Source organism: Lutispora thermophila DSM 19022 (assembly GCF_900142105.1).
Lineage (GTDB): Bacteria > Bacillota > Clostridia > Lutisporales > Lutisporaceae > Lutispora > Lutispora thermophila.
Genome location: NZ_FQZS01000015.1, coordinates 12155 through 29069, shown reverse-complemented (window position 1 = coordinate 29069; position 16915 = coordinate 12155). Strand labels below are relative to the sequence as shown.

At 39.1% G+C, this 16915-nt stretch carries 14 protein-coding genes and 1 pseudogene; 7 read left to right on the top strand and 8 right to left on the bottom strand.

Going from position 1 to position 16915, the window contains the following annotated elements:
* Positions 1–101 precede the first annotated feature (101 nt).
* The 6 genes and pseudogenes from BUB48_RS11350 to BUB48_RS11325 all read left to right on the top strand — a co-directional run bounded on the left by BUB48_RS11350 (position 102) and on the right by BUB48_RS11325 (position 5628).
* Positions 102–890 (top strand): IclR family transcriptional regulator, encoded by a 789-nt coding sequence (locus BUB48_RS11350; RefSeq protein WP_073026362.1) that lies wholly within the window; start codon positions 102–104, stop codon positions 888–890.
* Positions 891–1076: 186 nt separating this feature from the next.
* Positions 1077–1867 (top strand): annotated as a pseudogene (locus BUB48_RS19145) (LamB/YcsF family protein).
* 53 nt (positions 1868–1920) lie between these two features.
* Entirely contained in the window at positions 1921–3105 is a 1185-nt protein-coding gene (locus BUB48_RS11340; RefSeq protein WP_084524543.1) for an NRAMP family divalent metal transporter, read from the top strand.
* A 20-nt stretch (positions 3106–3125) separates the two neighbouring features.
* Positions 3126–3857, top strand: coding sequence for a 5-oxoprolinase subunit PxpB (gene pxpB / locus BUB48_RS11335; protein ID WP_073026360.1), 732 nt, complete (start codon positions 3126–3128; stop codon positions 3855–3857).
* A gap of 12 nt (positions 3858–3869) precedes the next feature.
* The gene (locus BUB48_RS11330; RefSeq protein WP_073026359.1) at positions 3870–4871 is read left to right on the top strand and encodes a 5-oxoprolinase subunit C family protein; all 1002 of its coding nucleotides are present in this window, start codon (positions 3870–3872) and stop codon (positions 4869–4871) included.
* A gap of 85 nt (positions 4872–4956) precedes the next feature.
* Entirely contained in the window at positions 4957–5628 is a 672-nt protein-coding gene (locus BUB48_RS11325; protein ID WP_073026358.1) for a HesA/MoeB/ThiF family protein, read from the top strand.
* On the opposite strand, the gene nagA is transcribed toward BUB48_RS11325, so the two are convergent.
* From nagA to BUB48_RS11290, 6 genes are all read right to left on the bottom strand, one after another.
* The gene (gene nagA, locus BUB48_RS11320; protein ID WP_073026357.1) at positions 5625–6758 is read right to left on the bottom strand and encodes an N-acetylglucosamine-6-phosphate deacetylase; all 1134 of its coding nucleotides are present in this window, start codon (positions 6756–6758) and stop codon (positions 5625–5627) included. The genes BUB48_RS11325 and nagA overlap by 4 nt on opposite strands.
* 15 nt (positions 6759–6773) lie before the next feature.
* Positions 6774–8117, bottom strand: a complete 1344-nt coding sequence (locus BUB48_RS11315) for an MATE family efflux transporter (protein WP_073026356.1) — start codon at positions 8115–8117, stop codon at positions 6774–6776.
* Between the two features lie 207 nt (positions 8118–8324).
* Complete coding sequence (locus BUB48_RS11305) at positions 8325–9386, bottom strand: serine hydrolase (protein WP_084524539.1); 1062 nt, start codon at positions 9384–9386, stop codon at positions 8325–8327.
* Positions 9387–9535: 149 nt separating this feature from the next.
* Positions 9536–10531: a M42 family metallopeptidase gene (locus BUB48_RS11300; protein ID WP_073026353.1), complete on the bottom strand. Its 996-nt coding sequence runs from the start codon at positions 10529–10531 to the stop codon at positions 9536–9538.
* Positions 10532–10548: 17 nt separating this feature from the next.
* Entirely contained in the window at positions 10549–10821 is a 273-nt protein-coding gene (locus tag BUB48_RS11295) for a 4Fe-4S dicluster domain-containing protein (protein WP_073026352.1), read from the bottom strand.
* A 13-nt stretch (positions 10822–10834) separates the two neighbouring features.
* Complete coding sequence (locus BUB48_RS11290; RefSeq protein ID WP_073026351.1) at positions 10835–12760, bottom strand: FAD-dependent oxidoreductase; 1926 nt, start codon at positions 12758–12760, stop codon at positions 10835–10837.
* Between the two features lie 179 nt (positions 12761–12939).
* Between BUB48_RS11290 and BUB48_RS11285 the strand changes: the two genes are divergently transcribed.
* A complete protein-coding gene (locus BUB48_RS11285; protein WP_073026350.1) occupies positions 12940–13599 on the top strand; it encodes a GntR family transcriptional regulator in 660 nt (219 codons plus the stop codon).
* A 167-nt stretch (positions 13600–13766) separates the two neighbouring features.
* On the opposite strand, the gene BUB48_RS11280 is transcribed toward BUB48_RS11285, so the two are convergent.
* Positions 13767–14675 (bottom strand): acetamidase/formamidase family protein, encoded by a 909-nt coding sequence (locus BUB48_RS11280; protein WP_073026349.1) that lies wholly within the window; start codon positions 14673–14675, stop codon positions 13767–13769.
* A 38-nt stretch (positions 14676–14713) separates the two neighbouring features.
* Entirely contained in the window at positions 14714–16450 is a 1737-nt protein-coding gene (locus BUB48_RS11275) for an S-layer homology domain-containing protein (RefSeq protein WP_073026348.1), read from the bottom strand.
* Between the last annotated feature and the right edge of the window lie 465 nt (positions 16451–16915).

Below are 16915 nucleotides of genomic sequence, written 5' to 3'. Positions count from 1 at the left end.
AGCCATGGATGATTCAGTCATCATCTATGGTCTTTTCTTTTCATAAATTTTAGATTAGAATTATTACAATGACTATATAACTATCTTATGAGGAGATGGACATGTATAAAGATAATAAGAATGAACCTAAAAATAGCAGCCTAGATAAAGCTCTATATCTTCTGAGCTTTTATAGTCATCAAAAAGATACTTTGGGATTAAGCGAGCTATCAAGATTGTCAGGCATACCAAAAGCCACCGTATATAGGATATTGTCCACCATGGTTGATAGAGGCTATTTGCTAAAGGTTGATGTGATGGGGAAGGAAAGCCAGTATAAATTAGGCTATAAATTCTTAGAGCTTGGAAATATAGTCAGCAGCAACTTGGAGCTTAAGGCTGTTGCAAAGCCTTATATGGAGAAAATAAAAAAATCTATAAACGAAAGTTCTCAAATCGTAGTTAAAAGCGGCAATGAAGCAATATATATAGAAAAACTGGAATGTGACAGACCTGTAAAAGCCTATACAGCAGTGGGAAAGAGAGCACCTCTCTATGCAGGAGCCTGTCCAAGAGCCATTCTTTCCTTTCTGCCCGATGAAGAAATCTACAATATTCTAAATAGCGTGGAACTGGTAAAGTACGCTAAAAACACAGTTACAGATATAGATGAAATATGGAAATTAATAAAAGAAGCAAGAAAATTGGGATATACAATAAGCTACAGCGAATTGGCTGATGAGACCTTTGCCATAGGTGCTCCCATAAGGGATCATAAAGGTGATGTAATTGGATCCTTAAGCATTGTAGGACCTGAAAGCCGCTTGAATGAAAAGACCAGAGATCTTTACATATCAGAAGTATTAAAAGCAGCAGAAGAAATATCGGCATCCTTAGGATACCATAAATAAAAAAGACATGCAGAATTGTATGTCTTTTTTTGATATATCATCCATATTCCATGTATATAATATAACGAATAGTCTTAACATTGATAATTTTTTAACATTGAAGGTTTTTTTAACTGATTATAGAATCTTTAACTCAAAATATAAAACTATGGTTCGCATAATGAACCGTAGAAAAGGAGGAGTATTATGCCAAAATATGTTGACCTAAACAGCGATGTTGGAGAAAGCTTTGGAACCTACAAGCTTGGTCTTGACGAAGAAGTGCTGAAACATGTCACATCAGTGAACATTGCCTGTGGCTGGCATGCAGGAGACCCCTTGATCATGGAGAAGACAGTGAAGATGGCTCTTGGCAATAAACTAGGAATAGGTGCCCACCCAGGCTATCCAGACCTCATGGGCTTCGGAAGGAGAAATATGGACATAACACCAAAGGAAGCAAGAGTATATATGCTCTATCAATTGGGAGCCTTGCATGCCTTTGCTCAAGCAGCAGGTACAAAACTCCAGCATGTTAAACTCCACGGTGCCTTCTATAATACAACATCTGTAAAACCAGAACTTGCGGAAGAAATAATAAACGGAATATTAGATTTTGATAAAAATATAATTTTGATAAAAATATAATATTGTTGGCATTATCCGGAAGCTATATTGCAAAAAGAGCCATGGAAAAAGGCCTGAAAGTAGCTCAGGAAGTATTCGCAGACAGAGCATACAATCCAGACGGCACATTGGTATCCCGCAAACTTCCCGGCTCAGTAATTCATGATAAAAATGAAGCAATCGAAAGAGTCAAAAAAATGGTCTTGACAGGGAAAGTTACTGCCATTGACGGAACAGAGATTACGATAGTCGCAGACTCCATATGCGTACATGGAGATAACCCTGAGGCTGTAAACTTTGTAGAAACAATAAGAAATAACCTCCATGAAGAAGGAATTCAACTTAAACCCCTCAGTGAATTCATAAAGTAATGTCAATTTCATACTGGAAAATATAACAATGAAATTGGAGAGGAGTCGGAATTATGAAGAATAAAAACTTATCGGTTTTGTTCGGTGCTGCATTCTTAATGGCTACATCTGCCATAGGCCCTGGTTTCCTGACCCAAACAGCAGTTTTTACAGAACAATTAAAAGCTGATTTTGGTTTTGTTATCTTAACATCTGTCATATTGTCACTTATCGCCCAGCTAAATGTTTGGAGAGTAATAGGCGTATCCGGCATGAAAGGCCAGGAAATTGCAAATACTATACTCCCTGGTCTAGGTTATTTCATAGCATTCCTCGTGGCCTTGGGCGGCCTTGCATTTAACATCGGAAATGTAGGTGGCGCCGCTATGGGTTTAGAAGTATTATTGGGATTAGATTTAAAAATTGGAGCAATTATATCTGCTGTATTGGCAATATGCATATTCCTGTACAAGGAAGCAGGAAAAGCTATGGATAAACTTACACAGATGCTCGGTGGAATAATGATATTGCTGGTGGCGTATGTTGCCATAACAACTAAACCTCCGGTAGGAGAAGCGATAGCAAGAACCTTCGTTCCTACACAAATCCCTATGCTTGCCATCATAACTCTTGTAGGTGGAACTGTTGGCGGTTACATAACATTCTCAGGAGGGCACAGACTTTTGGACGCCGGTATAAAGGGAAAGGATAATTTAAAAGACATTACCAACTCTTCCTTGATGGGAATGGGCATAGCAGCTATAATGAGAATCCTGTTATTCCTTGCCGTGTTAGGTGTAGTGTCCAAAGGCATGGCATTGGATCCTGCCAGCCCACCGGCATCTGCTTTCAAACTTGGTGCAGGAATTGTTGGCTACAAGTTCTTCGGATTTGTAATATGGGCTGCTGCTCTGACTTCTGTAGTAGGTGCTGCTTACACATCTGTTTCATTCCTTACAACTTTTGCAAAGGTTATTGAAGACAATAAGAATAAATGGATAATAGGATTTATAGTTATATCAACACTGGTATTTGTTACTATAGGTCAACCTGTTACACTATTGGTAATAGCAGGCTCCCTCAATGGTCTCATACTACCCGTCACCCTGGGAACCATACTTATAGCTTCTGTAAATGAAAATGTTGTTGGAGATTACAAGCATCCAAAATGGCTGCTTATACTAGGAATACTGGTAGTATTGATCACACTGTATCTTGGAATCAATTCACTGAAAGGTATTGCTCAATTATTCCAATAGACTAAAACGGTGGTGAAATAATGTACGAAAAAGCAAGATTTTTGCCTGCTGGAGACAAATCCCTCATCATAGAATTTGGTGACAGCATAAGTCCAGAGATAAACAAAAAGATAAGAGATATGTATTTAGCCATAGAGAAATCCGGATTAGATGGGATTATAGAAATGGTTCCCACCTATAGATCTATTCTCGTTTCTTATAACCCATTAAATATTATTTATGAAGATCTTTGCCATAAGCTCAGAGAATTAGAAGATAATCTAAACGACAGCGGCTCAGAACCTGCAAAGGTAGTAGAAATTCCAACAATATACGGTGGGGATTATGGTCCCGACATAGAGTTTGTTGCTCAACATAACGATTTATCGGTGAATGAAGTTATAGAGATTCACAGTTCCAGGGACTATTTGATATATATGCTGGGATTCACACCCGGCTTCCCTTATCTTGGAGGCATGTCTGAAAAAATTGAAACTCCAAGGCTGAAAACCCCTAGAACCAAAATCCCAGCAGGTTCTGTAGGCATAGCAGGCAAGCAGACAGGCATATATCCCATTGACAGCCCCGGCGGATGGCAGCTTATTGGCAGAACTCCCGTTAAACTCTTTGATCCCTTTGCTGAACCTCCTGTGCTGCTGAATCCAGGAGATTACGTGCGATTTGTACCCATAGATGAAAAAGAGTACAAATACATATTAAAGCAAGTTGAAGAGAATAAATTCACAGTAAACATTGCTTTACTTGATAAGTAAGGAGTAATGGTTATGGATATGATAAAGATTATAAAACCAGGACTTTTAACAACTATTCAGGATAACGGGAGAATAGGTTTTCAGAGATACGGCATACCTGTAGCAGGAGCTATGGACGATTTTGCTTTTCGAGTTGCCAATATACTGGTTGGCAACGATGAGCATGAAGCAGTTCTTGAAGCCACATTTATGGGACCAATCATTGAGATAGGATTTGATGGGTTTATTGCTATAACTGGAGCCAACATGTCTCCCAAACTAAATGAAAAGAATATTCATATGTGGAGAAGCATTGAGGTCCATAAAGGAGATCAATTGAGCCTTTCGGGTGCTATAGAAGGTTTGAGAACATATATAGCCTTTGGAGGTGGCATTGGAGTTCCGGAAATAATGAAAAGCAAATCCACCTATGTGAGGGGATCGCTAGGTGGTTATAATGGAAGAAAACTGATGGAAGGCGATGAAATACCTATCGATGCTTCCAAATCAAAAGCAAAGGTAGGAAGATATATTTCTCCTGGATACATCCCCAGATACAACAATAATAATGTTGTAAGAGTAGTATTGGGACCCCAGGATGACCATTTCTCACCTGAAGCCATAGAAACTTTCCTAAACTCGGAATACAAAATTACCGCGGAAGCAGATAGAATGGGATATAGGCTGGAAGGACCCAAACTCACCCATGTAAAAGGCCCGGATATAATATCTGATGGAATAGTGTCCGGATCAGTGCAGGTTCCCGGCCATGGTTCCCCAATTGTCATGATGGCAGACAGGCAGACAACAGGAGGTTACACAAAGATAGCAACAGTCATATCTCCTGACCTTCCCATAATGGCCCAAATGGGTCCCGGTGATACTGTGCGGTTTAAAAAGGTAAGCGTTGAGGAAAGTCAGAACATACTTTTCGAATACGAGGAAATCATAAGCAATATAAAATATAGGGTGGAAAACAGCTTCATCATCCAAGAAACAGACAAATTATACAATATAACAATAAAAAAACTATAGACTGATAATACCCGGCAAGAGAAATGCCGGGTTATTTTCTTCTTGTGGTATAATATGCATATCATAGACAAAAGGAGGTCTGAACATGGTAAGATATGATATAAACATGCCTTGCTTATCTGAAGAAGAAAATAGCATATTAAGAGATAAGACCGTCGCCGTTGTTGGCTGTGGAAGCCTAGGAGGCTATATAATAGAAATGCTGGGCAGACTGGGAGTAGGCAAAATTATCGCTGTTGACGGAGATGTATTCGAAGAATCAGATCTAAACAGACAAATGCTTTCCAATGTGGAGAATATGGGGAAACCAAAGGCATTGGAAGCCTGGGAGCGTATGAAGCTAGTCAATCCTGATGTAGAGTTATTACCTGTATATAACCTAATCGATGATAACAATGCCATAACCATATTGCAAAAAGCCCAGGTGGTAGTAGACGCTTTGGATAATGTAAAAGGGAAAATGGCTCTGCAAAAAGCCTGTGAGGAGTTAAAAATACCTTTAGTATATGGTGCCATATCCGGTTGGCATGCACAAATAACCACTATTTTCCCTGGAGACAAATCTCTCGATAAAATATACTCTGATGCAAAAGAAACAAAAAATCCCCATGGCAATCTGTCCTTTACCCCTGCTTTGGCAGCTTCCATGGAGGTTTCAGAAGTATTAAAACTCCTCATAGGAAGAGGTGATCTGTTGAAAAGCAAAATGCTCTCCATAAATCTATTAAATAACAGCTTTGAAATTACAAAACTCTAATATACACCCATATCTATGCCTGATTTTATCACTCTAGTTACTCTTATGTCTTCATTGAATATGATTATATCAGCTATGCAACCTTTTGCCAGAACTCCTCTGTCTTTCAGTTCCAAAAGTCTGGCAGGGTTGCCAGCTGCCATGGCTACTGCCTGTGGAACTGTGATGTTAAGGAATTCCTTCACATTCCTTACAGCCCTGTTCATGGTGAGGGTGCTTCCTGCTAATTGTCCACTGATCACTCTTGCAACACCATTTTTTACATTTACCTTCTGTCCCCCCAATGTGTATTGCCCATCCACCATACCTGCTGCCATCATGGAGTCCGTAACGAGAATCAGATTTTCAAATCCCTTTAATCTTGCCAGAATTCTCAATGCTGCAGGATGTACATGGACACCATCAGCTATAATTTCAGCCATAATATCAGAATCCATTACAGCGCCTAAAGCTCCTGGCTCTCTGTGAATAAAACCCTTCATACCGTTAAAAGTATGGGTACTACTTTTTACTCCCCATCCTATGGCTTTTTCTGCTTCCTCATAATCCGCATTTGTATGACCCATGGAGGCTACAATATTTCTCTCCTTCAAATATTCTATAAGCTCATGGGCTCCTTCCAACTCCGGAGCCAGGGTCACCACTTTCACAAACTCTTCATCTTCTCCACACTTTTTTCTAAAACTCTCAACAGATGGCTTCTCGATATATCCTGGGTTTTGAGCACCCTTGTATTGGAAAGAAATAAAAGGGCCTTCCATGTGAATTCCCAATATATCAGCACCACATACATTGCAGGAAGCTCTATTGGCTTCCCATATAGTTTCCCGGATCTTGCCTGAACTCTCAGTCATGGTAGTGGCTAAAAATCCTGTAACACCAGTGCTGAGCAAAAATCTGGATATATTCATCAAAGATTCATAGGTATTGGTCATTATATCAAAACCATTGCATCCATGAATGTGTATATCTATAAAACCAGGAGACACATACTGGCCTTGGGCATCAATTATTTCAGCCTCATCGGGCACTGTATTGCAAATATCAAGTATCCTGTCGCCTTCTATCAACACAACTTTCTTTTCAACAGACTGATCCACTATAACCTTACCGTTTACTATTGCCAGCATGTATCCCACCTGCAATCATCTAATTTCTATTCTCCTCCAATGACCTCTTCTATATCGTATGATCATTAAGGTAGCCTCTACTGCGTACTGTACTGCAGTAGCAGCCCAAACATGGCTTATACGCCCTTTTATTAAGAATACGATGGCGAATATCAAAGGCAGCCTGAACATGAAGTTGGTAACCAGAAATATCCTGAAGGGGCCTTTGGTATCGCCTGCTCCCTTTAAGGCACCGGACATAACCATGGCTATGGCTATGGGTATCTGCTCAAAGGCACCTACCCTGATGGCCTTGGAAGCTTCCAACACTGAACCCATATCAGTGCTGAAAAAGCTCATTATAGCATAAGGGAAGAAAAAAAATGCCAAACCTACCAGACCCATCATCAATGCTGCATAAAATACAGATCTCTTAGCCACTTTTTCAGCCATATCGTAATCTCCTGCTCCCAAGCTCTGGCCTACCAAAGCGGCAGCCGCTACAGCAAATCCATTTCCTGGCATAAAGGATAGGGATTCGGCGGCTACAGCCAGAGAATTAGCAGCAAAGGCAACAGTTCCCAATTGAGCTATCCAGAATGAAGACAGCAGTCTGCTTCCTTCATTCATAAAGGTTTCCATTCCTGCAGGTATGCTTAAATCTATTAATGTCTTCATGGGTTCTCTCTTAAAATTAAACATGTTTCTTCTTCGCAACTTAAAATCTTTGCTGCCCTTTATTAGATAAGTCAAGCATATCATAAAACCTACGGCCTGGGACCCTGCAGTAGCTATAGCAGCCCCATTCGCTCCCAACGCAGGTAAGCCAAACTTACCAAATATCAAAACATAATCTCCCACAATATTGGTTATATTGGTTGTCATCGCAGCCACCATTGGTATCACTGTATTTCCCGTGGCTCTTATGATGGAATTGGATATTATCATGGGTATGACGAAAAAAGCCCCTACAAAAACAATTCTGCTATAATTTGATCCAATACTTATGACATCCGGATCATCCACAATAATACCAAATATGGACTCTGCAAACACAATACCCAAAACACCGATGATAAAAGCAGCTATTATTCCTATGCTTAATGCAAGACCGGCTATGTATTCCGCCCTTTCGGTATCCTTCGCTCCTATGTTTCTGGCTACCAAGGCAGTGGCACCTATACCTATGGCACTCATGATATTGCTCAGGGTAAACATCATCTGGGCTCCTAAGTTTACACCTGCAATATCAGCCGCTGTAAGTCTCCCCACCATGGCTGTATCTGCTGTCCACACAATAGTATTGGACAACATCTCTCCTATTGCAGGTATGGCCAATGCAAAAATTCTTCTGTCAACTTTTTTATCTATCAGTGTCATAAATTCCTCCAAAATGTAGATTTATAAAGGATTATAAACCTTTTTCCTACTATTATATCAAATTCCAGTTTATACTCCAAGAAAAAAGGTTGCTTAACAACCTTTTTGTCAGGAAATCTATGGTTCTTTGAAATAGATACTTTTCCTCCTAACCACCCATCTTTGGCGACAGATGGAATCATTTCTTGGCAGTCTGGTCATGCAATATCATTCAGTTTTAATGCGTTTTATCATATACTCATATATTTCCTTTGCCATAGCCCGATATGTAACCTGTACTGACGACTGGCTTCCCAAGCTCATGACCACCATTATATAAGGATTGCCTTCAAGATATATTATCCCCGCATCGTTATATACTCCATAGGAATTGGTACCTGTCTTATGGGCTACAGGAGATCTGTATCCTATACCTTGCGGAAGCCTGTTGCTGTATATATTGTTTCTCAACGATTCATCAAAATATTTGCTATTAGCCTCTCCAAAAGCTTTTCCCTCATAAAGCAAATCAAGTATTCGCCCCAAATCCTTGGGCGTAGTCCTAGGCCCTCTGCTTATGCCATATCTTTCAATGTTGCTTTTATAGGACATGGCAGCTGCAGGGCCTATCTCACTATAAACATAAGTGTTTTTAAGACCCAGTTCTTGAAATACTTCATTGAGCTTCACATTTCCAAAATGTCTCAGCAGAGTATTAAAATACTCGTTTACCGAATGGGTTATCATCTTGTATGTCAGCTTTTTCATATTGTATTTGGTGCCTGTTACCTCGTCTGTATATTCCCTGTCTATATCCAGTTCTCCTATATTATTCAAATAATATACTGCTGCAGCAGCTGCCATCTTGCATGTAGAAGCCGTCTGGAAAAAACCTTCCCCTTCATATTCATTAGAAAGTTTGCTCCCATTGTAATCATACTCATAACCAGTTTTCAATTCCTTTATATATATGCCGATGATTCCTTTGCCACCATTTTTTACAAAATTGCCAAGATGCTTTTTTACTATGTTATCTATATCAACATAAAATTGCTTTTCCTCTTCAGTCATTTCCTTCTCCTCTTCATGATCCTCCTGCCAATCAGGATCACTGACCAAACCTTCAAATGGAATCTTATTCTTTTCATCAACCTCATCTATGCTTTTATTTTGTTGAGATGTGATTGCTGCATCAGGTTCTGCATCCACATAAAAGCAGGGAATGAAAGCCCAATTAAACAACAATAAAAAGGCAATAAAAATAATCCATGACCTTTTCCAATTCATCATACCACCCAGCCTTCCAACATATTAATAAGCAAAATTACTTCTGAACTTTAAATATGCTTGGGACTGGAGATATATTACAAAGAATCTACAAAAGAAAAGAAAAACCGAAGCAACAATACTCCGGTTTGGGGGATAAATTATATGTTTAATTAGAATTGGAACTCTCTGTCCACATACTTGCTTAATAATTTTGCAGAAGCCGCTATATCTCCCATATTTACCATGCTGTTAGGCCCATGAGGATATCTGGTTACTATTGAAATACCGCTGGCTCTTACACCATAATTGGACAAGTTTATTGAGCTGGCATCTGTGCCACCTTTGGCTATTACATCATATTGATATTTTATGTTATTCTCTACGCAGCATTTCACCATCTCACTTACAAGATACTCGTCACAGATTACAGATGGGTCTGATATCTTTATACCTGTTCCATCTCCCAATGTATTGCTTCCTTCCAAGTCACAGGGATAATCATGAGCAGGTGTAATATCAACTGCTATACCAATATCGGGCTGTATTCTCTCTGCTGTAACCTTTGATCCTCTGCATCCCAACTCTTCCTGTACAGTGAATACAAGATATACATCATTATATGGAGTCCCCATCTCCATAAGAGCCTTAATCAATACATAGCAACCAGCTCTATTGTCCAGAGCCTTTGCAGTTACATTATTTCCCTTGAGCTCTTCGTAGGGACCTATATAGCTTGCCACATCGCCTACTTTAACAAACTCCATGGCTTCTTCTTTGGATTTGGCACCAATATCTATGCAAAGCTTTGTGAAATCTCCTTTTACATTCTCCATGGGAATAGTGCTGTTTACTATGCCTACTACTCCATTTCTAAATTTGACTCTGCTCATATATGTGGTATCAGGCCACAAGAATCCCAATGTCTTAAACTTAATAAAACCTGAAGACTCTATCTTTGTAACCTGAATGCCGATTTCATCCATATGGGCGGCAGCCATTATTTTTTTCTTGTTTTCACCATAGCCTTTCTTGTACACAATAAGATTGCCTATAGCATCTACTATTATATCATCAGCATAATTCTTAACTTTATCTTTTATATAGTCTCTAACTTCCTTCTCGTAACCGCTTACCCCAAATGTTTGGGTTAACTCCTTCAACAACATCTCAGTCACCTCTCAAATCATTCTTTATTGTTCTTCATCAAAATACTCTTCTCTACCCAATGTACTTTATTCATAAGGGGATGACGAAGTTCTATAGCACCTTCTACAGGACATTCCATTACACAACAACCACAGTACCAGCATTCGCCTGGATAGGCAACTATAGGATGTTTACCTTTCTCCGGATTTGGAATGAATATGTCCACCTGGCATACTTCCATGCATCTATTGCATCCTATGCATTTGCTACTATCATAAATTATCGGATTTGCTGCAGGCATTTCTCTCATTACCTATCACCCCTTATATATAATCTTGATTGTGCTTCTCATAATTCTCTTTCAAATCACCAAAATAGTTGACAGGCACTTCCCTTGTGACGACCTTACCATCGTATTGTTTTATTACTATTAGTTTTTCCTTTGAAGAATCATCTTCTATGCTGTCACCTCTTACGAAACACAATGACTTCATGCTTATCTTTCTTGCCAGTGAAGCTTCTATTATTATCTTAGATACCGTCAATATGTCAAATACCTCCAAAAGCCTTATCAACTCATGTGGATTGTATGCGAAAGTCTGTGGTATTATATTCTCTTCATACTCCTTAAGTCTGGATAATCCTACTTTCAACAAATCATCATATTTAATTTCACCACAGTAATTCTGCATTGTCTTTGCTATAGCCATATTTAATTCTTTCCAACCGATGCCCCTTTCAGAATCATTTTTCAATGGAGCATATACTCTTCTCTTTTCATCTTCTACTTGCTTTTTGTCCCAATGCTTCAACTCATTGACTTTTGCATATTTTGCGGCATGTCTTCCAGCATAATAGCCTGTAGCAGCAGCATGTCCATAGCAATCCGAAGCATATAAGGCATCTCCTGCTACATATAAGCCATCAATGTTTGTACCCAATGTCCAGTCATTGAAGAATCCTCCCGGCAGACCGAACAGCTGCCTCTCCTGTGGTAAGAAGCTGGCTGAAGTCCATCCTGCACCATAGCACTGCAATACATGTTTGCTAGGATCAAAACCTTGTCTAGTATAGTTTTGATAAATAGGCACCTTAGTTTTGCCTTCCTGTCCCACCATCATACCCCATATTACCTTTCTCTCTTCTTCAGGCAAGTCTGTTAAATCTGCATAAAAAGGAAGCTTATAGCCCTCCTCTATCATTTTTGAGAAAGGAAGGGTCTCAGGACCTTCTATTTCGTATTTTGGAAAATCAATTCCTCCACCTTTCATAAAGAACTTCTGTCCTTTGGCAGGTCTGAACCTATCTTTAACGTCCTTCAATATGTTCCCATCCCTGTCTGCATAAGGAATTTCCTTGCCTCTTGAATCAATGATAGAAGCTGCATACCAAGTGTTGTGGTTGTTGCCGGCTCCATAGGGAGGATAACTCCTGCCGGCGGCAGAAAATTCTGCCCGCACAGACTTTTCCATCATGGTAAATTCAGCACCGGCTCTCCATCCCATGGCATGTCCATCTCCAATGCATTGAGGCGGTCTGAACTCGCATAGGCCCGGCAATTCCGCAGAAAAAAGCCATATCCTTGCGGGTCTTGACATACATATGATGCTGGATTTTGCATTGAATATATAGAATTTGCCTGTTCTGGTATGAATACCTGTGGCACCCACGCATCTTGCACCCTGAATTCCATCTTCCGTCAGCAGAGATGTTACCATTACCCTATCTACAATATTAACGCCTAACCTCTTGAGTTCCTTATACATGGCAGGTTTGAATGTGGTTCCCCATATTCTCAATGTAAATCTGTTCTCATAATCGTAGGCGAACATGAACTTAGTCCCATCATCGCGAAACTCAGCTCCCACAAACTCATCTTCTGTATCCCTTATTTTTCCGCCCATTTTTTCTATATCAAGAAGTCTGTCATATCCTTCTCTGCATTCTATATAGTGTGAAATTCCATTATTGAAACCATCATTATCATGAAGCATGGCCTGTGTCAATTCTTCCGGAGTCACTTTGGAACACGGGTTGGTCGCTGCAGATTCCCAATGATCACAGCCTGATCCTCCTGCTCCACTTCTTTTGGTTGCACCTTTCTCAACCAATAAAACCTTTTGCCCTGCCCTTGCGGCAGCGATGGCAGCCATACATCCTGCTATGCCTCCTCCAAGGACCAAAACATCAGCATTTATTATTTCTTCCCTATCATATTCCAGAGGATAAGGCCATTTATAATCATACATCCATACCCCTCCTGAATTTCATATTGTTTGATTTCCATGCTATCATACATACAAACATATTGCAATATGTATTTGACATTTTGCTAAATGTTAAATATGTATTGCTTAAGCTCCATTTCTATGCTAGAATATGAAATTGATTGGAAGAGCTAAATAATAGAATGTTAGGAGAATGAACCATGATCGAAGTTATAAAAACTACGCTGGCAGACCAGATTTATACAATATTGAGAGATGATATCATCAGCCAGAGAATAAAATGTGGAGAAAAGCTAACTTTAAAGGCTCTTCAGGAAAGATTCGACATCAGCTCTACGCCAATAAGGGAAGCCATCAAAAGGTTGAGCCAGGAAGGCTTGGTTGAACATGTGACCAATGTAGGAGCAAAAGTCATCGATATTAAAGAGAAAGATATAATAGAGATATACGACTTTTGTTCTGTATTGGACTCTGCTGCTTTGGAATACGCCATGAGAAGCAGCGAGTTTGATGAGTTAGTCTATGAGCTGGAGAATTGTATAAAGTCTCAGGAAATATCTTTGAATATCAACGATATGACTAGCTTTAAACTTCACTCGGATAATTTTCACGATATACTTTACAAATATGCCGATAACTCAAGGCTCTACGATGCAGCCAGAAATATAAGGAGTCAGTTTACCATATTGACCAATAAATACCAGAATTATATTAATGCCGAAACGAATGTGCTGACTGAGCACAAGGAATTATTGGAAGCCATAAAGTCCAAAGACGTAGAAAAAGCTTCATCAATTATGGCAAGGCATTTTGAGCATGCCAAGAATTATTTGCTTAAAGCTTTAGAAGAAGGTAACTAGAGTTTCAAAAGGAAAGGCTTCCTTCGGAAGCATATTGACAATCAAGGAAGCCTTTCTTAAAAGCCATTACGGAAAATTATGTTAAGGTAGGATTGTCTTTCCCCTCTTGTGAAGCCAGGCTCTTTTTGTATAAAGGATTTATCACTCATCTACCTCAATGTTCCACTTTACCTTTTTAGAAGCCTATAAAAATCCTTCCCAATAATGTCTTTCGGAATTGAAAATCTAGCTGTCATCTTAGGGTCTACAATCTGACATATTTCTGTATTTCCCGCTGCACTGAGAAGCATTCCTGCTTCATTAACACCCATTCCCAGCTTATTCATAACCAGGTGGAGCATATCCTCTGCTGAAGTCTTAACAGCTTGATACAAATCTTCCTTAGAAGCGATAGTATATATTCTATCCTCATATTCCAACACAGGATTATTTATTTTATGACCTTTTATGACTTCCACTTTTACAGTTACTCTGCCACCAATCTCTACTCCAGTTACCATTACTTCGCCATCTCCCATGACTGCATGAAGGTCACCAATGGAAAGCAAAGCTCCCGGATGAAATACGGGCAGGTACAACACAGAACCTTCCACAATTTTATTGTTATCCATGTTTCCTCCATGGGCTCCCGGCTCTCCATTAGGAATAGCTCCATCTACCGGTGCTACACCAATTACTCCTATCATCGGCTTGCAGGGAATATGTATATCATCGTTGAATACTGCTCTACCATCTTTTATAGGAATTACCTTTATGCTTGAGCTATCAACATTTTCTCCAAAAATTCCTGCTCCGGGTATGGCAGCCATTACACCATAATCATTGATTTCTATTTTTTCAATAGCAACCTTTAATATATCCCCTGGTTCTGCGCCTTTAACATACAAGGGTCCTGTTGCAGGATTGATTCTATTCCAATCCAGCTTTTCTATAGACTGGTCACAGCTGCTTATCTGGTTTTCAAAACAATCGCAGGTTTCAAATATTACTATAGCGCCTGACTCAACCTCCAGCACCGGCTTGTTTTCACCGCTCATGGCATAAATAAGCTTATCTCTTGTAATTGCTTTTTCCATATGAGAGCCTCCATTTGTTCCGATTCTTAATATTTTATTTATCTCTTATTTTCTAATATACGTTTCCAAACATCCATATATATCTTTTTATTGCCATCTTCTTGATAATCAGGAATATTTCCCAACCTCCAAAGAGAAACACCTTCTATGCCGAACATCTTTGCCAGATCTATCTTGGATTGTATGCTTCGTGAATCCTCATACCATATGATGTTATCGGTACCATCATTGGCGTCAAAGAAAGTTGCATATGGATTCTGATAACGTTCTGAATAGTTTATGGTTACACCTTCCATCACAAGCCTTTTCTGTATTGCTTCGTAACTTGGGTTATAGGGATATTTATTGATGACCTTTCCTTCTTTCAACTTCCATTGTACCGCATCAAAGGAAAGCTGTATCCATATCTTGCTTCTGTCCTTAACACCTTTTTCTTCATCAGTAATGGCCTTTAACGCATAATATACTTCATCAATAGGTGATACGGGAGTTATGGTGTATCCCATATCCATCTCCGCTTCAGTCAACTGCTTGGCATAATAATCATGAGCCATCAGTATTACTTTGTCTGCCATATCTCCTATAGCCTTGTAGTCATATCCGTCATAGTATGCTTGTCCGTGCTTTCTTGCCGGATGTACAGCTACATATAAATACTTTCCGCCATTATCTAACTCTGCTTTGAGCTCTTTCAAAAAAACATTAAAAGCCTCTCTCAACGCTTCTCCTCGCATATCTTCAAAATCTATCACAACACCGTCCATAGTAAGGGTTCCATCTGCGTCCATAGGATTGATTACCTGAGAGAGAATGACATCTATCGCCTGTGATCGTTTCTCTGCATCATTCAAAACATATTGAATCAAAGGAATGTTTGAACCATCTTTTGTGGTTATTATTGTGTTGTTGCTGGCCAAAACCATAAGGCTTTTGCGAACACCATTATCCTTTGCCATAGATAAAGGCCCTTCATATCCTTGAGGTATGGCATAATCATTGTTATTAGCCTTTGATGTGTTTAGTATTACTTCATCCTTCCCTCCATCGTATTCCAAACGGCTCCAGCCAAATCCTACTGAATCGAAATCCTTAATCATATGGGCTTGCCCAGCGGATTTTATGGCATAAAACCCATGGAGCTCGCTTATAGGTTGGATAAGTTTTTTGTACATGCGCATCATCATGGCTGCCGCTTCTTCTCTTTTGGCAGTATCATTGGGCTTAAATAAGCCATTTCCTATGCCATTGATGATTCCGAAATCCTTTGCAACGGTTATATAGCCTATGTTGCTTGAAACATCTTCAAAAGGACTCTCTAAGCTATTTAACTGCTCTGCCAATGTCTTATATCCCAAAGTTCTTACTAACATCACTGCCATTTCTTCACGGGTTATGGGATCAGTGGGTCTGAACTTTTCTTCCTTTGATACTACATCATGCTGCAATGCTGTCTCTATAGGTTGATAATACCATTTGTTGGGGTCCATGTTGTCAAGAAAACTGCCTTGCCCCGGTGAAATCGGCTCCCATTTCATCAACTTGACCAGAAAGGCTGCTAACTCACCTCTGGTGATAACCATTCCTAAACCAAACATATTATTTCCTATGCCGTCGGTAATCTTCAAATCCCGTAATTTATGTATTTCATTATATGCCCAATGATCCTCTGGCACATCTACAAAAGTTAAAGTTGTATCCTCATTGGCATAGGTAAAGGTGGTTAATAGCATGGATAGAATTATAGTAATGCTAATTATTGATTTGAGTTTATGCATAATGAAAAGACCTCTCTTTGTTTAGAAATTAGCTAATTGCTCTATTACACCTAGATTACAGTTATAGGCAATGCTTGTCAAGGATTATAAATATGGTAGGTTTAAAAGTGGAATATCTTTGATAGTTATGCCTTAACTTTGTAAAAAGTAAAAATATTTATTGAAAATATTTATGGCAATTATCAGATAAGCATAACCTATGAGTATTCAAAATACAATAAATACGGATATCAATAGAATTGTTATACCGCTTAAATTAAAGATTTTGCTATCAATACAAAAATTATATAAATTATGGTAAAATATGAATATAGTAAAGTGCATTTGTGCTGGTGTATAGACTACCTATAGGTATTGATACTATTTTTCTATTAATGCTTCTGATAATTTCTGTTAGTACTTTTATCATGTATTTAAAATTAAGCAATATTAAATTCATTATTTTTCTGTCGACCTATAATCGTG